We start from the raw sequence: 25,652 nt of genomic DNA, 5'->3' as shown, positions 1-25,652 counted from the left end.
TGTTCATGCGCGGGCGGCGTCGCAAAATTTGCGCAGCGCTTCTTCGAGGGTCTGGCGCGGACAGCCCAAATTCATACGGAGAAAGCCTTCAGCGGCTGGGCTGAACGCCGATCCTTCGCTGAACGCGACGCGCGCCTTGCGAAGCATAAGCTCGTTGACGCTCGCTTTGGTTGGAGCAAAGGCGCGACAATCGACCCACAGCAAATAAGTGCCGTCTGGCCGTATCGTTTTCGCCTGCGGCAAATGCTCCCGCAAATAATCGATAGCGAAATCGATATTTCCTTCGACGTAAGTCAGCAGCTCGTCCAGCCATTCCTCGCCTTCGTTGTATACGGCGTTGACCGCATCGACGTGGAAGTAATTCAAGTTATTCAAGCTGAGCACTTGGCGCTTCGCATCGAATTTTTTTCGCAGGTTTTCGTTCGGGATGACGACGAATGAGGCTTGCAGGCCTGGTATATTAAACGTTTTGGAAGGAGCCATTGCCGTAACTGTCAGTTTCGCCGCCTCCTCAGAGAGCGTCGTAAACGGGATATGCTTATGACCTGCCAAGACAATATCGCAATGAATTTCGTCTGATATGACGATAACACCGTATTTCACGCAAAGGTCAGCCAGCTTCAATAGCTCTTCTCTTTCCCATACGCGGCCTACCGGGTTATGCGGACTGCAAAGCAGAATCATTTTGGCGCCGTTCTTCATGGCCGCCTCAAGCCCTTCGTAGTCCATCTCATAACGTTCATTTTGGATAGTGAGCGGCACGTCGAACAGTTTGCGGTCATTGTCCGTAACGACGGTATAAAAAGGCGGATATATAGGCGACTGTATAATGACACCGTCACCGGGCTGTGTCAGTTCGGCAATGGACAAGCTGAGTGTCGTCACAACGCCGGGCATATCCAGCATCGTTTTCGGATCGATCTGCCAGTCATGCCGTCTGCCAAACCAGCCGATAATCGATTGCTCATAGCTTTCTGGACGAAGCGTATAGCCGTAGTTGCCTAACAGAGCTCGCTTAGTTAGCGCCTCGATAACCGCCGGCGGGCTTTTAAAGTCCATATCCGCTACCCATAGCGGCAAAAGATCGGCATCTCCGTACAGCTGCTCGTTGCCGTCCCATTTGAACGAATTCGTATTTCTGCGGTCGATGATTTCATCAAAGTTGTAAGTCATGGCCGTTCACCTCATCAAATTATGTCCTATACATCCCTTAACTTTAGCATAGGCAGACGTTTTGGGGAACAGCCACCGGTATGAAAAATAAGGCTTCGGGCGGCATGCAACCCGAAGCCTTATTTTTAGAACAGCATCGTATAGATCAGAAATCCGTTTAGCAAAATAACGATAGCAGCGATCAGCCATCCGAGCGCCTGCGTAACGGGACGATTAACGAGCGCGCCCATGACCGATTTTTTGCCAGTGAAAACGAGCAGCGGCACAAGCGCGAAAGCGATCCCGAATGAAAGTATGACCTGGCTGACGACAAGCGCTCTTGTCGGATCGACGCCCGCAATAATGATGGCAAGCGGCGGAATAATGGTAATGGCGCGGCGCAGGTACAGGTTGATTCGTCTCCGAATGAAGCCCTGCATGACGACGTCTCCAGCCAGCGTTCCTACGGAGGAGCTGGAAATACCCGCTATCAGCAAACCAAGTCCAAATGAAACGGCTGCAATTGGACCGACAAGCTCGCCGAATTGCGTGTAGGCGACGGCCAAGTCGTCCACGACCAGCCCTCTTTTATGAAATAAAGCTGCTGCGATGATGACCATTGCCATATTAACGGCGCCGGCTATAATCATCGCGATCACAATATCAACCAATTCCCATTTGAATATCTTCTTCTTCTCTGTATCGTTGCGTCCTACGATCCGGTTTTGCGTCAACGAGGAGTGCAAGTAGATGGCATGCGGCATGACCGTTGCTCCAAGAATGCCCGCCGCCAGCAGAACGCTGTCGACGCCTTGGAACACTGGCGTTACGATGCCGGCAGCTACGGCGCCGAGATCCGGCTTCGCGAGAAAAACTTGAAAGCCAAACGCTAATGCGACGAGCAGCACCATGCCGGCTATGACCGATTCGAATGTCCTTACTCCTCTTCGCTGCAATTCTAGAATGGCGAATGAAGCAATAACTGTAATAATCGCGGCGGGCAGCATTGGAATATGAAACAACAAGTGCAAACCGAGCGCTGCGCCAATAAATTCGGCAAGATCGGTCGCAATAATCACTAACTCGCTTTGAATCCATAAAAAAACGGATGCTACGAAAGGCAGATGATCGCGGGCGACTTCCGGCAAATTTTTGCCGGTCGCAATGCCCAGCTTTGCCGATAGACTTTGAATGAGTACCGCCATTAGGTTGGATGCGGCGATGACCCACAGCAGCATATATCCGTACTGCGATCCGGCAGTAATATTCGTCGCGAAATTGCCTGGATCGAGATAGGCGACGGCGGCGATAAAAGCGGGACCTAGAAAAGGCAGAAGCCGTTTAATGCCGCGCGCCTCTTTGCGAAACGCATGCTGAACGGAGATAGCTCCATCTCTTGCAACGGCGGCCGATTGTTGTCCGGTTGTCATAATCGATTCCTTCTTTCATTTTCCCACAGCCATATTTGTTTACCTAGTGCAACTTTTAACTCATTATATGCCTCTCCTCGCAAATTGTAAACCGTATTTTCATGGGAAGCCGTCCCTCGCTTCTTCCCGCCCAATTTCCCTCTATCCGAACATATTGTTTATAGAAAAAACCTTCTCCAGGCCAGATCGAACACTTGCGGCGTTCATTCCGGCTCGGAAAAGGTTTTTTATGCGGCTTCGCTGCCGTTCATTAAAATACTTTCGTTGTCCATGTTTCGCAGTTCCACGTTTCCGTCACGACGTCGCGATAAAACTCCGGTTCGTGGGAAATGAGCAGAATGCTGCCTTTATACGCTTTAAGAGCGCGTTTCAGCTCGTCTTTCGCGTCGACGTCCAAGTGGTTGGTCGGCTCGTCAAGCACAAGCAGGTTCGTTTCGTTGTTGAGCAGCTTGCACAGTCGAACCTTCGCCTTCTCGCCGCCGCTCAGGACGGTAATTTTGCTTTCGATATGCTTCGTCGTCAAGCCGCACTTAGCCAGCGCCGCACGTACCTCGAACTGCGTGTACGAAGGAAACTCATTCCAGATTTCCTCGATGCACGTATTGTAGTTGGCATCCTTCGACTCCTGCTCGAAGTAGCCGATATTCAGCAGGTCTCCGAGCTGCACCGTACCGGATACGGCCGGAATTTCGCCCAGAATGCTGCGGAGGAGCGTCGTTTTACCAATGCCGTTCGCGCCGACGAGCGCGATCTTCTGTCCACGCTCCATGCGCAAATTAAGCGGTCTCGACAGCGGGCTGTCGTAGCCGATAACGAGGTCGGTCGCCTCGAAAATCAGCTTGCCCGACGTCCGCCCTTCTTTGAAGTTGAATTGCGGCTTCGGCTTTTCCTTGGCCAGCTCGATAATGTCCATTTTGTCGAGCTTCTTCTGGCGGGACATCGCCATGTTGCGCGTCGCTACGCTCGCCTTGTTGCGCTGCACAAAGTCTTTCAAATCGGAGATTTCCTGCTGTTGGCGCTTGAAGGCCGATTCCAACTGCTGCTTTTTCATTTCGTGAACTTGCTGGAAATGATCGTAGTCGCCGACGTAACGGTTCAATTGTTGATTTTCCATATGATAGATCAGGTTAATGACGCTGTTCAGGAAAGGAATATCATGGGAAATAAGAATAAAGGCGTTTTCGTATTCCTGCAAATAGCGCTTCAGCCATTCGATATGCGTTTCATCCAAATAGTTGGTCGGCTCGTCCAACAGCAAAATGTCAGGCTTCTCAAGCAGCAGCTTTGCCAGCAAAATTTTCGTGCGCTGGCCGCCGCTCAAATCGTGAACGTCCTTGTCGAGGCCGATATCGGTAATGCCGAGGCCGCGAGCCGTCTCTTCGATTTTAGCATCGATCATATAAAAGTCCTGGTTCGTAAGCGTGTCCTGAATCGTGCCGACATCCTCCAGTAATTGCTCAAGCTCTTCAGGCGATACTTCGCCCATTCTGCCGTACATATCGTTCATTTCCTGCTCCATGTCGAACAGGTATTGGAAAGCGCCGCGAAGCACATCGCGGATCGTCATTCCTTTGTTTAACACTGCATGCTGGTCCAAGTAACCGACCCGAACACGCTTCGACCATTCGACCTTACCGTCGTCCGGCTGCAGCTTGCCCGTAATGATGTTCATGAAAGTGGACTTTCCTTCGCCGTTGGCGCCGATCAATCCGATATGCTCCCCTTTCAGAAGGCGGAACGATACGTCGTTGAAAATGGCGCGGTCGCCGAAGCCATGGCTTAATCTCTCTACGTTTAATACGCTCATCAATGACACCTTTTCTTTTCGCTATTTTTTCTCGTTTCATTATATACGCTGAAGGGGGTCAACTCAATGTTTCCCGAAAAAAAATAGCCGTTTTCGGCGGCTTGAGGCATAGGTTTCGTTAAGGAGCGAAGCCTGCCTGGCCGATCCGGATCTGCTCTTCTCGGAAAATGGTTTTCATTCGCTCCAATAGGAAGCGGTAAGCGTCTCTTCCGTACCACTCCTCCATGCCGAGCTCCTTATAAATGTCGGCAATGCCGAGCTTCGCCGTTCTTCGGCCGCCCGCGCCGTCACCCATAAAATAATCGTCAATGCAGATGCGGTCCGCAACTGAGGCTAGTATGGCCGGGAACGCCTCACTGCTTGGGAGGAGAGGAGCAATCGTCGCCTGTGCCGGAACGCCTGCTTCTTTCAGCGCCGCCAGCGCCCGAATGCGAGCCGGTATCGGCGGGGCGCTCGGCGAGAAGCGCTTGCGAATCGATTCCAGATCGGTTTCGACCGTCATACTAACGCGAACGCGATCTCCCATCGCTTGCAGTAGATCGATGTCCCGCGTTACGAGCGGACTGCGAGTTTGGACAAGCAGGAAATCGGGTGGCTCATCCAGCATCGCTTCCAACAAAGAACGCGTCACGCCCTCTTTATATTCAATCGGCTGATAAGGATCGGTGCTGGAGGACATGAAGATTGTCACTTTTCCTTTGCGTCTCGCCTTCAGCAGTTCTTTGCGGAGCAGTTCGGCAGCCTCCCGCTTGATATCCACCCAGCTGCCCCAAGGCATGCCGCGAAACAAGGAAACCGGCATTTGCCGAACATAGCAGTAAGAGCAACCGTACACGCAGCCGGCATAAGGATTGAGCGTATGCGTGTAAGCGACAAGGCTCCCCGTTCCTTTGTTCAGCAGCGATTTCGGAATTTTATCCTCATAGGTTGGCTGCAAGTCCGTCTCCTCCCATCCTTGCAATACAGGACAAGCCGGTCCGCGAAGGACCGGCTTGTCCAAATGAATAATCAGCCCGGCTATCCGCCGATTTTGTTGACGATTTTGAGCACCGCGTCGCGCGTCAGCTTATTGCCTCCGGCTGCGATCAGATTCGTTGTGGCATGAGCCAGCTGCAGCGGAATTTTGCAGAACGACAAGGCTGGCCCTTCCTTCAGATCGGCGATATATTCATCCGCTACTTTCAAGTTGCGGCGAGTATAGCGAAGCATATCTTTATGGCCCCAGCCTTCCGGGAAAAAGTTAACGCCGCGCTCGCTGTCTTCTTTTTGATTACGCAAAATGTTAACCGCCTGCAGGCCGCGTCCGAAAGCGATCGCTTTCGCACGGTCGGTTTTCGTCCCGTCATACCAAAGCCACAGCTCGGACAACAGCTCGCCGACCATCCCCGCTACGCTGTACGTATATCGGTCAAGATCGTCCTCGGTGCGGATCTGCCACTTCGCTTCGACCCACTCGGCCATTTCTTTCGACATCTTGGCCGTATAGCGATAGACGGTATCGGCAATTGATTTCGGGCACAGCAGCGCCCACTCAGGAAGCTGCATAGAAACAGCGGGCAGAACCTCCCGATAAGGCTCCAAAAGCTGCTTAGTCGCTTCCGGCATATTCGGCGCAAGCATAGCGTCGTGCAATCCGTAAAGCAGCTCGACTTTCTGTTCATCCGGCAATTGCTCGTGATCTTCGATTTCATCAATAGCCCGCATGCATAAATAAGCGGAAGTAACCGCTTCCTTTAGCTTTGTCGTCAGGCGGCTGATCGGAATGTAGAATGTACGGCTCGTTTGCTGCAGCATCGTCATGGCATCATTCAGGACAACGGTATTAATGACTATTCCCTCCAGTAAAAGCAACTTCGTTTCTTTAACTATACCATACGATAAAGAGTGTACCCAAATTATCTGTTCGTTAAGGCCATTTTTCCTATTTCCGCCTCTAAATATGGATAGATTTCACAAATAAACAGATGCCTAGGTCCAGTTCGGGCCGAATAAGCCTATTTTCATAGGCGGCTGTAACCATTTTAGGCTCCTGCCATACTTTATATAGACAAATGACGACATGGAGGTATTTTCAATGAACCGTGGTTTTAATCAATTTGGCGGAGGTTTCCGTCCTCCGTTCAGGCCTTTTCCGCATCCTTTCTTCCCTAGACGCTTCCTGTTCCCGTTCTTTTTCTTCTCTCCGTTCTTCTTCCCGTTTTTCCGTGAAGACGGGACGCGGGAATTCCGGGACGATCAATACTTCGCGCACCATCAGGCGCAGCCCGGAGAGTCGCTGCACGATATTTCCCACAAGTACAATATCCCTTCTCCTATTCTCGAGGAAGCAAATCCCGGCTACAGCAAACATATGCCTCTCCAGCACGGAGCTTCCGTCTACATTCCGCGCATTTCGCATCTGTACTGCCATAAAACGTATATCGAACATAATGAGGATGAAGCAGGCGCCAATGCGAATGCCGTTTTGAACACGCAGATGAACCCGAACGCAAACGCCAACATCAACCCGTTGTCTAATCAAGCTTCGCCGTTTGTGCAAGGGCAAGGGCAAGTTACTCCTAAACCTTTCTAAGTTATAAAAAAGCGGCGCAGGAATTTGTCCTGCGCCGCTTTTTTGTCAATGGAACGGTCACGCTCGGAAAAACACGGAGGCGTTATCCGGCGTCGCCGGTTCGGGATCCGTTTCAAGTCCGGCGCTATTATGCCCTAAGGCAACGCCGATAAGCCACTTCGTAAATGGAGCAACGTTCATCTCCGCCATCTCTTCCAGTGAGAAAAAGCCGGCGAGGTCGGCTTCGACGCCGTCAGGCGTAGGTTCGCCTTCTACATACTCCATCTCAAATGCAATATATACATTATGGATATCTCTCGGCTGATCGCGCAGCGCAAGGATGTTTCCCGCCTTCGCGCGAATGCCAGCCTCTTCCAGCACCTCACGCTCAATGGACTTGTCGATCGGCTCATGCTGCTCGATATAGCCGCCAGGATTTGTCCAATACCCTTTTCCTGGCTGAATAGCCCGGCGAACGAGCAAAATCCGGTCGTCTCTTCGGACGAGCGCGCCCACTCCGACGCTGTAATCGCCCCAATGCACATGGCTGCAGTTAGCCGCCGTACAAGCTCTGCGCGCCGTGCCGTCTATAATCCTTGTTTCCATGGGGTGTCCGCATACGACGCAAAAGTTGACTGTCATTATGTTCATCCGTCCTTTGGCTGCTGCTAAGCTGCGATAGTAGCCCGCCTTCCGCAGGCAAGCTGTAGTGCCATCATAGCTCGTTCAGGTCGAATGCGCCATCGTTTTTTCAGCCCAATTCGCCGTCAGATCGTCCAAAGGTCGATAAACTCGTTGACCGCCGTCCTCTCTAAACGTTCCGCGTCCATGCACAGCGCCGTAATCGCTTCGGTCTGGACGGATGGAAAGCGGCTGCGCAGATTGGTTTCGAATTTGCGCAGCAACACCGGCTGGCCCTCTTCACGTCTCCTCCGGTGACCAATCGGATAGGCGATCTCCGCTCGCAGCGGCTTGCTTCCGTCGCCAAATTCAATTGACACTGCATTTGCGATTGATCGCTTCGTCTCGTCCAAATAATCAAGCGTATATTGCGGATCTTCCTTCACTGTCATTTTGTTTCTCAGCTCATCGATGCGCAGATCGCTTGCCGCTTCATCCTCGTAATGATCGGCTGTCAACTGACCGTGAAGGAGTCCAATCGCCACCATATATTGCAGGCAATGATCGCGATCGGCCGGGTTGCGCAGCGGTCCGGCTTTGTCGATGATGCGGACGGCCGACTGCTGCGTCGTCAGCAAGATGCGTTCGATTTGCTGAAGTCTCCCTTGAACAGCCGGATGTAAGTGAATCGCGCATTCAACTGCTGTCTGGCCGTGAAATTCGGCCGGAAAAGAGAGCTTGAATAATATATTTTCCATCACATAGCTGCCAAACGGGCGGACGGCGACGGGCGGACGTCCGCCGAACAAGACGTCGTTAAACCCCCATCCGGGAGCGGTTAACGCCGCGGGGTAGCCCATCTCCCCCTTCAACGCAAGCAGGGCGAGTCGAACGGCTCTGCTCGTCGCGTCGCCTGCCGCCCATGATTTGCGTGAACCGGTATTTGGCGCGTGTCGGTACGTCCGAAGCGGATGGCCGTCGATCCACGCATGCGAGAGCGCTCGCTCAATCTCTTCTTTCCCCCCTCCGAGCAATGAGGTCGCGACTGCAGCCGTAGCGATTTTGACAAGGATCACATGATCGAGTCCGACCCGGTTGAAGCTGTTCTCGAGCGCCAGCACCCCTTGGATCTCATGCGCTTTAATCGCGGCAGTCAGCACGTCGCGCATGAGCAGCGGCGGTTTTCCTGAAGCGAGGCGTGAACGGCTCGCATAATCCGCGACGGACAGAATCCCGCCGAGGTTGTCGGAAGGATGACCCCACTCGGCAGCCAGCCACGTATCGTTATAGTCTAGCCAACGGATCATCGCGCCGAGGTTGAAGGCTGCCGTCACCGGGTCGGTCTGAAAGGAAGTGCCCGGCACCCGGGCGCCATTCGGCACAATAGTACCGGGTACGACCGGCCCAAGCAGCTTGGTGCATTCCGGATAACGAAGCGCCAGCATACCGCAGCCAAGCGCGTCCATTAGCACATAACGCGCTGTTTCGTACGCCTCGTCGCTTTCAATGACGGTATTAGCCGCATATTCGGCGATTTCTTGAATCAGCGAATCGTAGGCAAGCTTTTCTTCGATTTTGCCACTGCCATTTCCAGCAACCATCGGACGCCTCCCTCCTTATTTTGCGTTACGGGGCCATTCGAGAGGCTCCGGCCCAACATAGTCGGCCGTCGGCCTGATGATGCGGTTACGGCTTCGCTGCTCAATGATATGAGCGGCCCAACCGCTGATTCTGGAAATGACGAACAGCGGGGTGAACAACGGCGTCGGAATACCCATCAGCCGATAAGCAGAAGCGCTGTAAAAATCCAAGTTTGGAAACAGCCCCTTCTCCTCCCGCATCAGCCGCTCAATCGTTTCTGACACAGGGTAAAGCCGGGTGTCCCGGTGATGTTCCGCCAGCCTGCTCGACCAGCTTTTAATAATGTCGGAGCGCGGATCAGACACTTTATAGACACGGTGCCCAAAGCCCATAACAAGCCGTTTTTCCGCCAAAAGCTGTTTTATGCCCTCTTCTGCTTCATCTGGGTTAGCATACCGGTCGATTAGCTCCATCGCCGCCTCGTTGGCACCGCCGTGCAGAGGTCCTCGCAGCGTGCCGATCCCAGTCGTAATGGCCGAATAAAAATCGGACAGTGTGGACGTCGTTACTCTGGCTGCGAATGTCGAAGCGTTGAATTCATGCTCAGCGTATAAAATAAGAGAAACGTCCAGCGCTCGTGCATGAAGTTCCTCCGCTTGCCTGCCCTGCAGCAAATGCAGGAAATGAGCGGCGATCCCGTCGCAGTCCGGCGATTCCGGGTCGATTCTTCGCCCCCCATGGACGAAGTGATGCCAATAGAGCAGCATCGAACCCGTGCTTGCCAGGAGCCGGCTGGCAAGCCTTCTCGCCTCCTCAGCGCTATCCAACGCTTCCGGATCGAAGGAGGCCAAGGCGGATATGCCGGTTCGCAGCACGTCCATCGGATGTGCGCTTGCCGGCAGCCGCTCTAAAATAGCGAGGACATCTGCAGGCAAACCTCGAGATGCTCGCAGAAGCCGCTTATAGCCAATCATTTCGGCATCATCCGGCAGCTTGCCGTATAGCAGCAAATAGGCGGTTTCCTCGAACGTGCTCTCCGCAGCCAAATCGTCAATCGAATAGCCGCGATAAGTCAGTCCCTTGCCTTCCTTTCCGACGGTCGATATTGCGGTTTGGCCGGCCACGACGTCAGCCAAACCGCCGGTTTTGAAGCTGTTCACGCTACCCATCCCCCTTTCCATCACCAAACATCCGATCCAGCTTTCTTTCATAAGCGTAATAGTCCAAATAATCGTAAAGCTCCTCGCGCGTTTGCATCGAGCTAAGCTCGCTTTGCTGCGTCCCGTAGCTGCGAATTGCCGTGTAGACGCGAACGGCTGCTGCGTTCATCGCCCGAAATGCAGACAGCGGATACAACGCGAGCCGAACCCCCGCCTCGCCAAGCTCCTTTGCCGTAAAGAGCGGCGTTTTGCCGAATTCGGTTACGTTTGCTAGCACAGGAACGCCAACCGCTTGCGCGAAGCAGGTATAATCGGCCAACTGCGAGACAGCCTCGGCGAAGACCATATCCGCGCCGGCTTCCACGCAAGCGAGCGCTCTTTCAATCGCCGCGTCGACGCCCTCGACCGCAATCGCGTCCGTCCGTGCCATCAGGACAAATGAACGATCCCGTCTGGCGTCCGCGGCCGCTTTTACCCGGTCGACCATCTCCGCCGAGGAGACGATCGCTTTGTTCGGCCGATGGCCGCATCGCTTCACCTGCACCTGGTCCTCGATATGCAGTCCCGCCGCGCCAGCCCGTTCTATTTCACGAACCGTGCGGGCAATTTGGAATGCGCCTCCGAATCCCGTATCGGCGTCGACCAGCAGCGGAAGCTCCGTGGCGGCAGTTATTCGCCTCGTGTCATCCGCTACGTCGCCAAGCGTCGTAATGCCAAGATCGGGCAGGCCGAAGGAAGCATTCGCTACGCCCGCCCCAGATAAATAAAGCGCCCGAAAGCCTACTCGCTCAGCGAGCAGCGCCGCATAAGCGTTAATCGCTCCAGCTACTTGAAGCGGGCGCTCCGCTTCTACCGCTTCTCTAAGCCGCTGTCCGGGAGAAAAATTCGACATGGCAATATCCGCCTTCCTTCAGGTATTCGATGGCAGCGAGCAGTGTCGCATAAGCGTTAATCGCTCCGGCTATTTGAAGCGGGCGCTCCGCCTCTACCGCTTCTCTAAGTTGCTGTCCGGGGGAAAAGTTCGACATGGCATCATCCGCCTTCCTTCAGGTATTCGATGGCAATTGAGACGGCCGTACGTTCGAGTGGTCCAATCCTTCGCCAGCGCTGCTACCGCCTCCATCATGCTGCGTTCTGACGTACGGCGCCTTCGCCGCCATTACGCGTGCTGAGAGAGGAGCGCGATGACTATTGCAGCAGCTTCCCGCTAATGACGATACGGTGGATTTCATTCGTTCCTTCATAGATTTGCGTCACCTTCGCATCCCGGAACAGGCGCTCAGCAGGTGAACCGGGCAGACAGCCCTCCGTGCCGTACAGCCGTACCGCCGCGCCGGCCAGTCTGACGGCCGTGTCAGAAGCGGCAAGCTTGGCCATAGACGATTCCTTCGTGCAAGGAATTCCTTCCCCGCGCATATAAGCGGCACGGTAAACGAGCAAACGGGCGGCTTCGAATGCGGCGGTCAGCTCGGCCTGCTCAGCTGCTTCAGGCGTCAATCTTCCGCGGCCCGAGGGCCGGCAGCGCTCTTCGATCAGTCTCAAGGCTGCTTCAGCGATCCCGAGCGCTTGCGCGGCGATCCCGATCCGGCCCCCGTCCAGCGTTTGCATCGCGATGGCAAAGCCTTCCCCTTCTTGCCCCAGCCGCTGCGCGACAGGAACAGTGAGCCCGTCAAAGACGAGCTCGCAGGTGAGAGAGCCGTGCAGCCCCATCTTCCGCTCGCTCGGTCCGATCGACAAGCCGGGAGCGTCACGTTCTACAATAAAGGCGGTGATACCTCTTGCTTTCTCTTTTACTGTAGGGTCCGTAACTGCAAATACGACGTACAAATCGGCAGCCCCAGCGTTTGTAATAAACAGCTTCGAACCGTTCAGCACATAATCTACACCGGCCCGCGTGGCCGTCGTACGAATCGAGGATGCGTCAGAGCCTGCTTGAGGCTCCGTAAGCGCGAAAGCACCAAGCTTCGTCCCTTGCGCAAGAGCGGTTACATAGCGCTGTAGCTGATCCTCGCTGCCGAACTGCAAAATCGGCAGCGTCGCCACAGACGTATGGACCGACAAAATGACGCCGACCGCAGCGCTCACCTTCGACAATTCGTGGATGGCGATAATGTATGAGATAAAATCAGAACCCATACCGCCGTATATACGTGGAATCGGAATTCCCATCCATCCGAGCTCGGACATTTGCCGAATTAGCTCGCTCGGAAAACGTTCCTCCCGCTCCATTAACTCGACGGCCGGAGCGACAGCGTCACTGGCGAATTGCTGAACGGATCGTCGCCACCTCTTTTGCTCCTCGGTAAATTGCAGATCGATTGGCTAGTCACTCCTCTCCGTTCTGTCAATGGAGTAATGGTAGAAGCCCTCGCCCGTTTTCTTGCCCAGCCGCCCTGCGGCGACATACTGTCTAAGGAGCGGACACGGCCGGTATTTCGAATCGCCGAAGCCGCTGTGCAGCGTTTCCATTATGAACAAGCAAGTATCGAGCCCGATATGATCGGCCAGAGCGAGCGGTCCCATTCGGTGATTCATCCCAAGCTGCATTACCCGGTCGACCGCTTCAGGGGAGGCAACACCTTCGTATACGGCGAAAATCGCTTCGTTAATCATCGGCATAAGCACCCGGTTCGACACGAAGCCAGGGAAGTCGCTAACCTCGACCGCCGTCTTACCGATGGATTCCGCCGCCCGTTTCGCACGGTCCAGCGTGTCGTTAGTTGTGCGCAAACCTCTGATCAGCTCGACAAGAGGCATAACCGGAACCGGATTCATAAAATGCATGCCAACGACTTGCCCCGGCCTGTCGACGGCGGAAGCGAGCTCCGTCACCGACAGAGATGACGTGTTGGTCGCCAATACCGCGTCTTGCTGACAAATGCGGCTAAGCTCGCCGAAAATCGCACGTTTAATTTCCATTCGCTCGGGAGCGGCTTCGATGACAAGCGTACAGTCGCGGACTTCCGTCAGGCGGTCGGTCGAATAAAGCCGGCTGGATGCAGCCACAAGCTGGCTGGGCGACAGCCGGTTTTTGGCGACAAGCCTTGCTAGGGCCGCTTCGATCGCTTGGCATCCTCGGCGGACGGCGGAGAGATCGATATCATACAATTTCACCTCATAGCCGAATTGAAGAAAGGTTTGCGCGATTCCGGCACCCATCTGGCCGGCTCCGACCACGGCGATTTTTTCCTTTCTTTGAACCATTGCCGCACCTCGATTCGTAACACTCAACTTGACCCTGCCTGCGAGCTAGCTCGCACCGTGCCCGCAACTTACGTAGTAGCGACAGCTCGCCACACAGCGTGGCTGACACAATAGATCGCACATATCACGCGACAGTGCGATTGATAATTAACCAAGTGCGATCACCATTCTAGCGCAGCGAACTGACACAGCAAATAGCTCTCATCACGCGTCGGTGCGGTTGAAAATGAACGCAAGCGAGATTACCGACCACAAGGTCTCGCAGCAAACTTCAAGCGTTTTTTCACAATTATCCTGATGCGATAGAAAGCATACATAATGTAAACACATGCTTACTGAATACACTGCCCTCCGTAGTCAAAGCTCTTCTCGCATACTTCACGCATAATAACTATGTTGCAGCACTTATCCCTCCGTACAACCAGGTATCCGCGTCCGATGACGCCATTTTGTAGTTATTGCTGAGCCTGATTGCCATGTTGTTGCATCGGCGTCCGATTGAATAACCTCCAATAGATTGTTCAATCAGATTGTTCAATGCAATGTCGATCTAATAACTGCAATTATGCAGTTATTTTCTGCAAAGTCGGGTCTTATCGAGGAAATAACTGCCTTTTAGCAGTTATTTGTTGCCCCAGCCGCCCGTTTCTCCCAATGGCTATTCCAATAACTGCGATTATGCAGTTATTTTCTGCAAAGTCGGGTCTTATCGAGGAAATAACTGCCTTTTTGCAGTTATTTGTTGCGCTGGCCGCTCGATTCTTCTCAGGTCGATCCAATAACTGCGATTATGCAGTTATTTTCTGCAAAATCGAGCCATAGCGGGGCATTAACTGCCTTTTTGCAGTTATTACTGACTCCAAGCACCTAGCCGTACTATCGATTGCCAACGAAAGCAGTGCAGAAGAGAACAGATACTATCAATTGCAGTGATTTGCGGTAATCGTTTAGTAGGATGGAACAGGTGCTATCAATTGCCGGAGCGCACAGAATGGGACGAATCAGGTACTATCGGCCGCACTAGCCCTAGGTACATATATAAATACATAATTTGTAGAAAATGAATTACCGTATCCCCTTTATCCGCCATCTAAACAGCTTGTGTGCTCGTATTCAACCGCTAAGTAAACTTCGTTCACCTGTCTCAGTCCAGTCGATAAACACTCTTCCCCTTCGTTCACTCGACAGCCGTACACACGCAGAGCGACAAAACTAGTCGTCAGCCTTCCACCCGCACCAGCAGCGCGTCCCCTTGCGCGCCGCCGCTGCACAGCGCGGCAATGCCTAATCCGCCGCCGCGTCGCCGCAGTTCTTCGACCAGCGTGACGACAAGTCTTGCGCCGCTTGCTCCAATCGGATGGCCGAGCGCGATCGCGCCTCCGTTGACGTTCACTTTGTTTTCGTCCCATGCAAGCAGCTGGCCGCAAGTAAGCATAACGGCTGCGAATGCTTCATTTACTTCGAACAGGTCGATTTGCTCCACTGTCAAACCGGTACGCCGGAGCAGCTCTCCAATGGCAAGAGCAGGAGCCTCGGCGAGCCGGTTTGCCGCGACACCGACGGTCGCATGGCTGACAATTTGAGCAAGCGGGCGGTAGCCTCCGCGTTTAGCGGCTTCCCCGGACATAATGATGACTGCTGCCGCTCCATCGTTAACGCCCGGCGCATTGCCCGCCGTAATCGTCCCGTTTAAGCCGGTAATCGGCTTTAAGCGGGACAGCTTTGCAGCGTCGGTATCCGGACGCGGCCCTTCATCCGCTTGAGCGACGACGCCGGAAGTCGCAGCAGCAACAGTAACGATCTCTTCCGCGAATCGCCCAGCCGCCGCAGCGGATACGGCCCTTTCGTGGCTGCGAAGCGCCCATTCATCCTGCTCGGCGCGGCCAATGCCGAACCGCTGCGCCGCCGTTTCTCCGTGCGTCGACATTTGAACGTGCTCGAACGGACAAAACAAACCGTCATGCACCATCAAATCGATCATCGTCCGATTGCCCATGCGCGCTCCCCATCTGGCGGAAGGAAGGGCGAAAGGCGCTTGGCTCATGCTTTCCATGCCTCCGGCTGCCAGCAGCTCGGCATCCCCGGCCCGAATCATTTGATCGGCCAGCGTAATGGCCCTTAGACCGGATGCGCATACTTTATTGATCGTTTCCGCCGGGACGCTCCAGTCCGCTCCGGCAAGCGCCGCCGCCTGCCTCGCCGGATTTTGCCCAGCTCCTCCCTGCAGTACCATGCCCATCACAACGCCGTCCACCCGGGAAACGCCAATCCCCGCTTTGTTCAACGCCCCTTTGATCGCAGCAGCGCCGAGTTCGATCGCCGCTACATCCTTCCAAAGACCGCCTAGCTTGCCGAATGCCGTCCTGGCCCCTCCCACGATAAATGTCGCCCCCATCGACATCACCTCTATTCCGTTATAATCGTGCGCAGCGGGTTGGTGTCCATACCTCCGGCGCCGAGCGGCGATGCCAAGCATTGGGCGTCGCGCAGCAGGCGCTCGATCCGATATTCGGCCATGTAGCCGTACCCGCCGAAAATTTGCACCGCCTCAGAGGCGGCATATACAGCAGCCTGCGAGGCGGCAACCCGAGCAATTGCCGCTTCTTTTGCGGACGGCAAGCTGCTGTCCATTCGCCATGCCGCTTGATAGACGAGCAATCTGGCGGCTTCGGTTCGGACAGCCATATCGGCGAGCTTGAAGCTGATTCCTTGCCTTCTTGCAATTGGCTTGCCGAACTGCCTCCGTTCCTTGGCATAGCCCTTTGCCGCTCGCAAAGCAGCTTCTGCGACTCCGACTGACTGGGCGGCCGCGCTGAGGTTCGCGATGCCGAACAGAGATTGCGAGACGCTTGTTCCTTGTCCCGCTCTTCCGAGCCGGCGTTCCTGTGCCGCCTCCATGCCATCCAATGTAAGACCCGTTGTCGTCAGCCCTCTGAGTCCAAGCTTAAGCTCGGTGGAGAGAGCCGTCTTGATTGGAATACGCTCGCAATCCCGCATATCCAACGCAAAACCGGTTAAACGGCGGCTATCTCCGTCAGGCTGTGCAAACACAATGCAAATGTCGGCGTCGGCCCCGTTCAACGCTATCGGAATGCTTCCTCCGAGACGGCGGTTTCCGTTCGACAGCCGACCAAACAACGGGCCAGAGCCAGCCGGCGCAGGGGGACAAAAACCGCCTAGCAGCTTCCCTTCCGCTAGTTGCGGCAGCGTTTCTTCTTTTAGACGCTCACTTCCGAAGCGTACAATCGCTCCAGCCGCATAAACCGCGTGAACCGCTAAACTCGCAGCCGTGCTCGCGCATGCGCCGGCCACTTCCTCCAGCGCCGCCGCCCAAGCCAGAGCCCCGGCCCCGGTTCCGCCGTATGCTTCGGGTACAAGGCTGCCTGTCAGTCCGAGTTCTCCCATCATAGCGAACAACCGCCTATCGAACCGGCTGTGCTTGTCGCGTTCAAACGAGCCGGGACCGACTTCGCGTTCGGCGAATTCTCGTATGACCGATCGAACCAACTCCGTTTCCGCAGACAGTTGAAACCGCATCGCCCTCCCTCCTTCGGACGCCGCTGAGGCCGCTTATCCGATTATATGAGGGGGACGGCCTGGACCATGCCGACGGACGTCCAAGCCCAAGCGCGTACAAATAAAAAAGCACCCGTCAAGCTGCCTTTCGGCTCCTGCGAGTGCTTTTTAATCTTATGAAATTAAGACAAGATCAGCTTAATGCCTTCAATTTTCATCCGATCGAGACGAATTACCCAATCCTTGACCGCGTTGTATACCTGATCCGAAATGCCGAACAGCTGCTGCAGCTTGACCGCAAGCTGCTTCTCTTCGTCGTTGTAGTCTCCGTCGGCGTAGATAAGCAACATAATTTCCGTAAAGAACAACTGCTTCAGCCGGACATCCTCCAAGCAGCCGATAATCTCTTCCATGCTTCTTTTGCCGTCGTAGTTATATTCCGTTGGTTCTATGTTTATTTCTGCCATCAGCTCGCGGATTAAGCTTCGCTCCTTCGGATTGACGAATCCATCGCCTTCCGCCACCAAATTCGCCAAATCCAGAAACGCTATTTTTTGTTCCTTCGATTGCAAAAAGTGCAAAAACATCCAGGCCACTCTCCCATGTCGTCATAACATTCTTTCCCATGCTATTCGACACGAAATCGACATTTCCTACCCCGTTAGTTAGGTTTATTGTAAAAAAGATTCAGCCATTCACGGATTGTTCAAGAAACCGTTCGATCTCCGGCGTAAACTCGTTATTCGTTTGATCCAGCAACGTCAAAAGCCTCCCGATTTTGGACAGCAGTTCGCTGTCCTTTGGTCCCTTAGCAACAGCTTTCTCATAAGCGTTTCGCACGTCCGGCGAAATCACCGTTTTATTCGTTTCCTGGCTGTAATCGTAAACCGGTGTATTGCTCGAGCCGAAAAAGATGCGGCTGAACAATGGATGCCGGCGAATCGCTTCGGCCCGGCTGGACTTCGGATACTGCTTCGCGAACGATTCGTAAGCAAGCGCCCGCTCTAGCAATTGGTCCCAAGGGAGCAGCAGCGCCCCGTCTGAGAAGGACGGCTGATCGTATTCGGCAGCTTTGAGATCGATATAAACAGCGATATCCTTGTTCACGTAGCTTCGGAATTGCTTGTAGCCTGAGTAATGCATAACCGGATAATAAACGCCCTCGCTCGACCAAAGCTGGTAACCCTTGCTTTTCACCTCTTGAAGCAGCGCTCTCGTTTTGGCGTTTTTGACCATTTTAATCATGCTGTCTAAGTTATATTCGATTTCAAGGACGGAAGCGCTCAACTCCTGCTGAATCGCGTCATCCATCAATTGCTTCTTCAGCTTTGGCAAATAAGCGAGCTGCGCGTTTTCCAGGTGAAGCGTCATGAGTGTGGCCTGCTTCTGGTCAACCTCACGAATATGGTTAATCGCATACGCTCTCGCTTTTGCAAGATCGGACGGATTGCGGAGCAGCTGCTGGAATCTTTGAAATACAGCTGCTGCGGCAGATGACGACGACGGTTCGGGCCGTGCAGCGGCTGCGTCCGGCGAGGCAGCGCTCGTGACTGTGGCGAACGGCGCAGTGAACGCAGCAAATCCGATTACAGCACCAATGAACGCTTTGGAGTATTTGAGGGCAAAAGAAATCATAGCGTCTCCTCTTTCGTAAAGGTCTGGCTTAAGGAATATATTGCTGTACGATTCTCGTAATTTTTCCGTTCTCAATCGTCAAATGATAAGGAAAATTGTGCAAATCAAAATCGTGATCGTCGTTCAGCAGATCAACGAACTTTTCCAAGGATATGGATTCGTCCCAGACGATATCGGCATCCGCCGCATTGCCGGTTCGATTATAAATTTGCATCAAGACGACCGCATCGTCTGCTACGGGTAAAGATTGAACGGACGGGTCATCGTTGACTATATAGTAGCCGTCTGGAGGACTGTCCAAGCCGGAATCTGCTTCTCTTTCGCGGAAGATGCGATTCGCTTCTTTCCCCTCATACCATCCGATCTCATCGGTCGAGAAGACGTAATGTCCGCCTTTCAGAGCGGCGTCTTCTATGTAAACCGTTTTCATAGACGGCGTCCTCGGGACGGGCGCGTAGTCGCGGCTGCCCGCGACGGCAAGGCTGACGGATGTGAGGCTGGCTAATGCGATTAATACGGGAATTGTATATTTTTTCATCGAGCAGACGCTCCTTCATTGAGGTGTAGATTTATATTCGTTTCTTATACTGAATATAACGCTGGAGGAGCGGAAAAGGTTACAATTTCGCGGCCGAATCAAAATGTTATTTTCTTGTAATTGCATGACCGGTTTTTTAGATCAATTTTAGATCAATCGCCGCCTTTCTGTTATGATAAAAAGAGCTTTTGAAACCTATTACTTCTGAAGGAATGAGAGATAGCATGGCGTATCCGCTCACCCGGCAACTCATCGCGCAGTTATGCGGACAAGACAACCTCCAGCAAGGGGAGTCGTTCCGGCGCGACGGTTCCGTTTCATTTTCTAACGCCGACCGCGAAGGCGGTTACTATAAGGCACTTGTAAAGGGCGGCGGCAGCCGTTATAGCGTCTCGTTACTGACCGGCGACAATGACGGAGTAACGGCCAATTGCACCTGCCCTTCCTATTATTCGCAAACTGTTTTTTGTAAACATATAGCGGCAGCGCTGCTAGAAGTTCTCGATGCGGAACGCGCCCGGCCGGCCGTTCGAGGTTCGCTGCTGTATCCGGATAAAAAACCGGAGCTTGGCTTGCCGGAAACGATTATCGATTTGTTCGGACGCAAGCCGCCGCTTAGAACGAGCGGCAGCCGTTTCGACGCCCGTACGGAACTGACGGTCGAATACGGTCTCTTTACCGTTCCGTTCGGTCTTCGCGGCTATTTGCTCGCCGTAGATTTAAAGGTTGGACCGGGACGGCCGTATATCGTGCAGCAATTGAAAGCTTTTCTGCAAGCGGTGGAATCCGGCACTCGGCTTGAATTGACGAAATCATTCGCTTATGATCCCGAAATGCATCGCTTCTCGCCCGGCGACGAGGCCGCCATTCGCGAATTAATCGCGATTGCTGGCAGCGAGCGCATCTATCGCCCTGAGGCTTCGGCCGGTACTAGCAAAGCCGCCTCCGAAACGGCAAGGAAACTGCTTGTGCCCCCTGCCCGCGCGGACATGCTGCTTCCGTTGCTGCTCCGGCTTTCGTCCGTTAGGCTAGAGCATAATGGAAGAACAACTGCGAACCCTTCCTTCAGCGACGAGGCGCTGCCGCTTCGCTTCGATTTCGATCAGCCGGACGATGCCGAAACTCCTGGCGCGTACCGCATGACGGTTATCGGCTTGGAACGGCTGACGGTGTTCGAAGCGTATAGGCTTATTTTATGGGACGGCAAGCTAATGCGCGCGGATCGCGAGCAATGTGAGCAGATCGACAGTCTGCAGAGGATGTTCGAGCCGCTGCTCAGACAGGAAGCTGAACTCACTTTCGAGCAAATGGAGACGTTCGTCGATAAGGTGCTTCCCGGACTGATGAAGTTGGGCGCCGTCCGTCTGTCTGAACCGGTGTCCGACCGGCTCGTTCGGACGCCGCTCCGCGCCAAGCTGTATTTGGACCGGGTTAGGGATCGACTGCTCGCTTCGCTTGAGTTTCAATACGGCGATTTAACGATTAACCCGCTAGAAACGGCCGGCGGCATGTCGCGCAAGAATAAGGATCGGATACTTGTGCGTGAAGGCGACAAAGAGCGGCAAATTATCAGCTTCATGGAACAAAGCGGCTTCATTCAAACCGAAAGCGGCTATATTACGGCGGAAGAGGAAACGGAATTCGGCTTTTTGCATGATTTGCTGCCCGAACTGGAAAAGCTGTTGACCGTCTATGCGACGACAGCTGTGAAAATTCGTCTGCACCGCGGATCACCGCCTCCGCAAATCAAGGTAGCTCCTTGGGAGGAGCGAATGGAATGGCTCGCTTTCACATTCTCGCTGGAAGGGATTCCTGAAGCGGAGATTAAAGGCGTTGTGCAAGCGCTGGAGGAGAAACGAAGATATTACCGTCTGCGAAGCGGCGCTCTGCTGCCGCTGACAGACGAAGAGTTTCGCAAAATGGTCCGTTTTATGAACGAGACCGGTCTTCATTCGGCTCATTTGCATAGCACAGGCTGGCGAGTGCCTCTTATGCAGGGCGCTGCTATGTTGGACGCGATGCCGGACCGCTCTGCGTTAAAAATCGATAAACCGGTCCGTTTGCTGCTCGATCATTTGCAAAATCCGGACCATTTGGACGATCCGGTGCCAGCCAGTCTCTCACCCGTGCTGCGAAGCTATCAGAAGGACGGCTACCGCTGGATGCGTATGCTGGCCCGCTACCGGTTTGGAGGCATACTGGCTGATGAAATGGGACTGGGCAAAACGGTGCAAAGCATAGCATTTCTTCTGTCCATGCTGCCTGATATGCGCGAGCAAGAGCTTCCGTCGCTTATCGTAGCGCCCGCCTCACTCGTCTACAACTGGCGCAACGAGCTGCTTAAGTTCGCCCCAGAGCTGCGGACGGCCATCGCCGACGGCAGTCCGGCAGAGCGAGGCCGCCTGCTGCGGCGCCAGCCGGACGGGCCAGACATTATCATTACCTCCTACCCGCTTTTGCGCCAGGATCGCGAGCTGTACGGCAAGCTGGAGTTCCATACGCTGATCATCGACGAAGCACAGTATATGAAGAACGATTATACACAAACGGCTCTATCGGTGCGAAAAGTGAAAGCCGGCTACAAGTTTGCGTTAAGCGGAACGCCGGTCGAAAACTCATTAGATGAGCTGTGGTCGATATGCAGCGTCGTAGTTCCCTCCCTCTTTCCCGATAAGCGGGCTTTCGGGGAACTGCCAAAGGAGAGCGTCGCAAGACGCATCCGTCCGTTTCTGCTGCGCAGACGGAAAGCAGACGTGCTCGGCGAGCTGCCGGAAAAAATCGAGACGATGCAGAGCTCGGCACTTTATCCAGAACAAAAGAAGCTGTATGCCTCTTACTTGGCCAAGCTGCGCTACGAGACGCTGAAGCATCTGGACAACCGTACATTCGGGCGCAATCGAATTTCCTTTTTGGCCGGCTTGACGCGTCTTCGCCAGCTCTGTCTCCACCCTGCGCTATTTGTCGAGGACTACGACGGCAGATCCGCAAAACTGGATCAGCTGCTGGAAATAACGGAGGAATGCTTGCAGGCCGGCCGGCGGCTGCTTATTTTTTCACAGTTTACCGAAATGCTTGAACTGATCCGAGCGGAGCTTGCGGCCCGGGGCATATCCTGCTTTTACCTTGACGGACAGACGCCTGCCCGTGAACGGGTCGAACTGTGCGAACGCTTCAACGACGGCGAGAAAGAGACGTTTCTGATCTCGCTGAAAGCGGGCGGAACCGGCCTCAATCTAACGGGTGCAGACACCGTCGTCCTGTACGATTTGTGGTGGAATCCCGCCGTTGAGCAGCAAGCGATCAGCCGCGCCCACCGGATGGGACAGCGCCGCTCGGTTCAGGTTATCCGCATGGTTGCCGAGGGCACAATCGAACAAAAAATGTACGAGCTTCAACAGCAAAAGCTCAGTCTATTCGAAGAGATGTTGGACTCTCACGACGATCAGCCGAGCTCGCTTACGGAGCAAGAAATTCAGGAGCTCTTGCAAATGAGCGAATAAAAACAATGCCGCCCTCCGTTATGGAAGGGCGGCATTTTCGTTATTTATACGGCTGGAACCGATGCGTCGTCGGCGAATACCTCTTCGACCCGATCCCGATTTTGGAACAGATCCCAGAACCGCTCGGCGATGATGTCCGGATCGTAGAAGGTGCCTTTAGAAACATAGCCTCCAATTGTGACCGTTCCTACATAAACGCCGTGCGGCTTGAGCTCGTCCGCGAGCGAATAGGCCAGCGAGCGAACGGCCGCTTTTCCGAGCGACAAGGAGGAGTAATTGAAGTTTGGATGTATCCCGAATCCGCCCCCCGTTACGAGAATCGTACCGCTGCCGCTTTCGATAAATTGCGGAATCACTTGCTGTACGCTGTACAACGCGCCTGCCACATTCACTTTCAATTCGTCGAGCAGCTGCTCTCCCTTCAATTCGCTTGGCTTCACCGTGGAGATGGCCGCGGCATTATAGACCAGTACGTCCGGAGTTCCAAGCGTGTTCGCAATGGATTGAAAAGCGTCTGCTATTTGCTGCTCACTCGCAGCGTCAGCCTGGAAAGCCGCTGCTTCGATTTGCAATTCCGCCAAATCTTCCGTCAGCTGCTTCAGCCGATCGCCGCTTCTCGAGACAAGCGCGACCCGAAACCCGTTTTCGCCGAATTTGCGCGCAACCGCTGCGCTAACTCCGCTTCCTGCACCCACAATTGCAATCAATGGCTTGCTCATCGTTCTCCATCTCCATTTCCATTTCCTGTTTTATCCTCACCCATACCTTACCATTCGTATCGGAAATTATCCAATAGAAAACATTGAAGGGTTATAGGCAGATTGAATCGTCGATGCTGCTGCTTCTCATAATGGACAACATGATCGCCATAGGCTGAATAGATGGTTTACGAAAGGAAGTGAAGCGGTGACCAACGACAATCGCTCGACCAGCAGTGGCGCGATGCCCGTACCGCAGCCAATTCGGCCAGACGGCGCCGGGGCGACCGATTTCGGACCAAGAGATGTGATGCGGGATTTAGAAAATCCCGATCTGCTCGTGCCGCCCGCAACCGACGCGGGCTTAATCCCGAATTTGCGCTATTCCTTCTCCGACACGCATATGCAGCTTAATCACGGCGGCTGGTCCAGAGAAATTACGAGCCGGGAGCTGCCTATCGCAACGACGCTTGCCGGGGTGAATATGCGGCTGACGCCGGGAGGCGTCCGGGAGCTGCATTGGCATCAGCAGGCGGAATGGTCGTACATGATTTTGGGTTCCGCCCGCATCACGGCGGTCGATCAGAACGGCAGAAATTTTATTGCCGACGTCGGTCCAGGTGATTTATGGTATTTTCCACCCGGCGTCCCCCATTCGATTCAAGGCTTGGAGGACGGCTGCGAGTTTCTGCTTGTTTTCGACGACGGCGCTTTCTCCGACTTGAATACGCTCTCGATCTCGGATTGGTTTGCCCATACACCGAGAGACGTGCTATCCGCCAACTTCGGCGTGCCGGAATCCGCCTTTCGCGACTTTCCGAGGGAACAGGTCTATATTTATCAATGCAGCGTTCCCGGGCCGATCGATAGCGATCGGGTCGAGTCGCCGTACGGGACCGTTCCGCAAAGCTTCAAGTACAGACTTTTGGCGCAACCGCCATTAATTACGCCGGGAGGAAGTGTGCGCATCGTCGACTCCACCAATTTCCCAGCATCGGTCGCTATCGCCGCCGCGCTTGTACAGCTTGAACCCGGCGCTATGCGCGAGCTGCATTGGCATCCGAACAACGATGAGTGGCAGTATTATTTGACTGGGCAAGCGCGTATGACCGTATTCGCAGGCAACGGTGCTGCCCGGACATTCGACTATCGCGCAGGAGACGTCGGGTACGTGCCGTTTGCCTACGGCCATTACATTCAAAATACAGGAACGGAAGCGGTTTGGTTTCTCGAAATGTTTAAAAGCGCACGCTTCGAGGACGTTTCGCTTAATCAATGGATGGCGTTAACCCCACGGGAGCTGGTCGCCAGCAACCTGAACGCCGGACCGGAGCTGCTGGACGCGCTTCGAAAGCAGAAATGGCCTGTCGTCAAATACCCGGACAGCTCCTTCAAGCCTAACCCCACGTTATAGCGGTAGACCACAGATGCTCGACTATGTTCATGAGAGTATCGCTGCGTCACACTGATCTGAACGCTGCGAAAGTCAAAAAAGCGTTGGCTCTGAGGCCAACGCTTCTATTTCGCTATCTTTGAGCGAGCTATGACATCGCTCAATAGCTTTGAATTTTTCCCATTGCCTACTCCTCCTGCCCTAGGTTCAGGTTCCAGCTTACCTTCTGAAAAGGGCTATGTCTGGAAGTGAGCAGCTGCGTGAGGACGACTTTATTCTCTTGCATATAAGAAAATGAAAGATCCCGGTTCACGTATTGAGTGCCGGCGGCAAATCCTATGACGTATTCACCCCAATCCTTGTAGTCCCTTTGAGCGCTCGCCGCAAACTGCAGCAGATAAGCATCATATTCCTCGCGGGTGAGATACCCTAATGCCAATCCTGCCAGGCAAAAACAAGCCCCCCAAGCATAATCAAATGCAGCGATGCCTCCTGCTGGAAGACTTCTTAAATAATGATTAACGATGTGCAGCTTAATGGTAAGCTCTTCCCCTTCAGTGTGCGATTTCATGTAGCTCGCACGCTCAGCTTCTGAGGACGAAGATAGCATCCGGGTCCAGTGGTTAAAGCCATACCTGTTTCCTTTAGTACTGAACCCTTCCAAGGCATGCTTCAGACTTGCTGCGTCCTCGATTGGCTTACTCGTACGTGTTTCAAGAATACTGCGATACCATGCCTTGCGAATCGGTCTATTCTCTAGTGCAGCCCGATATATACTTTCACCGCTGAAGCATAGTATGGATAACGCACGCGCATAACGATCCCGTTTTTTGCGCTGCTCATTATCAGCCATCCGTTGTCCCTCC

22 protein-coding genes are annotated in these 25,652 nt (G+C 54.0%); 3 read left to right on the top strand and 19 right to left on the bottom strand.

Annotated features, from left to right (window positions below):
- Positions 1–3 precede the first annotated feature (3 nt).
- The 5 genes from ACFVTB_RS01030 to ACFVTB_RS01010 form a co-directional block, all read right to left on the bottom strand.
- Positions 4–1,173, bottom strand: a complete 1,170-nt coding sequence (locus ACFVTB_RS01030; protein WP_387743837.1) for a MalY/PatB family protein — start codon at positions 1,171–1,173, stop codon at positions 4–6.
- Between the two features lie 125 nt (positions 1,174–1,298).
- Positions 1,299–2,582, bottom strand: a complete 1,284-nt coding sequence (locus ACFVTB_RS01025) for an Nramp family divalent metal transporter (RefSeq protein WP_387743834.1) — start codon at positions 2,580–2,582, stop codon at positions 1,299–1,301.
- 250 nt (positions 2,583–2,832) lie between these two features.
- Positions 2,833–4,389: an ABC-F family ATP-binding cassette domain-containing protein gene (locus ACFVTB_RS01020; RefSeq protein ID WP_387743831.1), complete on the bottom strand. Its 1,557-nt coding sequence runs from the start codon at positions 4,387–4,389 to the stop codon at positions 2,833–2,835.
- A 118-nt stretch (positions 4,390–4,507) separates the two neighbouring features.
- Entirely contained in the window at positions 4,508–5,326 is an 819-nt protein-coding gene (locus ACFVTB_RS01015) for an SPL family radical SAM protein (RefSeq protein WP_387743828.1), read from the bottom strand.
- 80 nt (positions 5,327–5,406) lie between these two features.
- Positions 5,407–6,189: a squalene/phytoene synthase family protein gene (locus tag ACFVTB_RS01010; RefSeq protein WP_387744891.1), complete on the bottom strand. Its 783-nt coding sequence runs from the start codon at positions 6,187–6,189 to the stop codon at positions 5,407–5,409.
- A 274-nt stretch (positions 6,190–6,463) separates the two neighbouring features.
- Here ACFVTB_RS01010 and ACFVTB_RS01005 point away from each other — a divergent pair, with 274 nt between their 5' ends.
- Complete coding sequence (locus ACFVTB_RS01005; protein ID WP_387743824.1) at positions 6,464–6,961, top strand: LysM peptidoglycan-binding domain-containing protein; 498 nt, start codon at positions 6,464–6,466, stop codon at positions 6,959–6,961.
- Positions 6,962–7,018: 57 nt separating this feature from the next.
- Here the strand turns inward: ACFVTB_RS01005 and ACFVTB_RS01000 are convergent, their stop codons facing one another.
- From ACFVTB_RS01000 to ACFVTB_RS00945, 12 genes are all read right to left on the bottom strand, one after another.
- Positions 7,019–7,546, bottom strand: a complete 528-nt coding sequence (locus tag ACFVTB_RS01000; protein ID WP_387743821.1) for an NUDIX domain-containing protein — start codon at positions 7,544–7,546, stop codon at positions 7,019–7,021.
- A gap of 161 nt (positions 7,547–7,707) precedes the next feature.
- A complete protein-coding gene (locus ACFVTB_RS00995) occupies positions 7,708–9,162 on the bottom strand; it encodes a bifunctional 2-methylcitrate dehydratase/aconitate hydratase (protein WP_387743819.1) in 1,455 nt (484 codons plus the stop codon).
- A gap of 15 nt (positions 9,163–9,177) precedes the next feature.
- On the bottom strand, positions 9,178–10,302 hold the full coding sequence (prpC, locus tag ACFVTB_RS00990; RefSeq protein WP_387743816.1) for a bifunctional 2-methylcitrate synthase/citrate synthase: 1,125 nt from the start codon (positions 10,300–10,302) through the stop codon (positions 9,178–9,180).
- Between the two features lies 1 nt (position 10,303).
- Positions 10,304–11,194 carry a methylisocitrate lyase gene (prpB, locus tag ACFVTB_RS00985; RefSeq protein WP_387743814.1) on the bottom strand — a complete coding sequence of 297 codons (891 nt, stop codon included), beginning with the start codon at positions 11,192–11,194 and terminating at the stop codon, positions 10,304–10,306.
- Positions 11,163–11,330, bottom strand: coding sequence for a hypothetical protein (locus ACFVTB_RS00980; RefSeq protein ID WP_387743811.1), 168 nt, complete (start codon positions 11,328–11,330; stop codon positions 11,163–11,165). Before ACFVTB_RS00980 ends, prpB begins: the two co-directional genes overlap by 32 nt.
- A 160-nt stretch (positions 11,331–11,490) precedes the next feature.
- Positions 11,491–12,615: an acyl-CoA dehydrogenase family protein gene (locus ACFVTB_RS00975; protein ID WP_387744889.1), complete on the bottom strand. Its 1,125-nt coding sequence runs from the start codon at positions 12,613–12,615 to the stop codon at positions 11,491–11,493.
- A gap of 9 nt (positions 12,616–12,624) precedes the next feature.
- A complete protein-coding gene (locus tag ACFVTB_RS00970) occupies positions 12,625–13,506 on the bottom strand; it encodes a 3-hydroxybutyryl-CoA dehydrogenase (protein WP_387743809.1) in 882 nt (293 codons plus the stop codon).
- A 1,219-nt stretch (positions 13,507–14,725) separates the two neighbouring features.
- A complete protein-coding gene (locus ACFVTB_RS00965; protein WP_387743806.1) occupies positions 14,726–15,901 on the bottom strand; it encodes an acetyl-CoA C-acetyltransferase in 1,176 nt (391 codons plus the stop codon).
- Between the two features lie 11 nt (positions 15,902–15,912).
- Positions 15,913–17,043, bottom strand: a complete 1,131-nt coding sequence (locus ACFVTB_RS00960; protein ID WP_387743803.1) for an acyl-CoA dehydrogenase family protein — start codon at positions 17,041–17,043, stop codon at positions 15,913–15,915.
- A gap of 161 nt (positions 17,044–17,204) precedes the next feature.
- Positions 17,205–17,609: a TerB family tellurite resistance protein gene (locus ACFVTB_RS00955; protein WP_387743800.1), complete on the bottom strand. Its 405-nt coding sequence runs from the start codon at positions 17,607–17,609 to the stop codon at positions 17,205–17,207.
- Between the two features lie 100 nt (positions 17,610–17,709).
- Positions 17,710–18,657 (bottom strand): hypothetical protein, encoded by a 948-nt coding sequence (locus ACFVTB_RS00950; RefSeq protein ID WP_387743797.1) that lies wholly within the window; start codon positions 18,655–18,657, stop codon positions 17,710–17,712.
- Between the two features lie 28 nt (positions 18,658–18,685).
- Positions 18,686–19,195, bottom strand: coding sequence for a hypothetical protein (locus ACFVTB_RS00945; protein ID WP_387743794.1), 510 nt, complete (start codon positions 19,193–19,195; stop codon positions 18,686–18,688).
- Between the two features lie 224 nt (positions 19,196–19,419).
- Between ACFVTB_RS00945 and ACFVTB_RS00940 the strand changes: the two genes are divergently transcribed.
- On the top strand, positions 19,420–22,695 hold the full coding sequence (locus ACFVTB_RS00940) for a DEAD/DEAH box helicase (protein ID WP_387743791.1): 3,276 nt from the start codon (positions 19,420–19,422) through the stop codon (positions 22,693–22,695).
- A gap of 44 nt (positions 22,696–22,739) precedes the next feature.
- Here the strand turns inward: ACFVTB_RS00940 and ACFVTB_RS00935 are convergent, their stop codons facing one another.
- On the bottom strand, positions 22,740–23,414 hold the full coding sequence (locus ACFVTB_RS00935; protein ID WP_387743788.1) for an SDR family NAD(P)-dependent oxidoreductase: 675 nt from the start codon (positions 23,412–23,414) through the stop codon (positions 22,740–22,742).
- Positions 23,415–23,637: 223 nt separating this feature from the next.
- Between ACFVTB_RS00935 and ACFVTB_RS00930 the strand changes: the two genes are divergently transcribed.
- Complete coding sequence (locus ACFVTB_RS00930) at positions 23,638–24,807, top strand: oxalate decarboxylase family bicupin (protein ID WP_387744886.1); 1,170 nt, start codon at positions 23,638–23,640, stop codon at positions 24,805–24,807.
- Positions 24,808–24,973: 166 nt separating this feature from the next.
- On the opposite strand, the gene ACFVTB_RS00925 is transcribed toward ACFVTB_RS00930, so the two are convergent.
- Positions 24,974–25,639 carry a DUF1266 domain-containing protein gene (locus ACFVTB_RS00925; RefSeq protein ID WP_387743785.1) on the bottom strand — a complete coding sequence of 222 codons (666 nt, stop codon included), beginning with the start codon at positions 25,637–25,639 and terminating at the stop codon, positions 24,974–24,976.
- Positions 25,640–25,652: the final 13 nt, after the last annotated feature.

Origin of the sequence: Paenibacillus sp. NPDC058071, from assembly GCF_042885235.1 — a bacterium.
In the GTDB taxonomy this organism is placed as follows: Bacteria; Bacillota; Bacilli; order Paenibacillales; family Paenibacillaceae; genus Pristimantibacillus.
The sequence above is the reverse complement of the archived record's forward strand: the minus strand, read 5'-3'. Positions and strand labels throughout refer to the sequence as shown.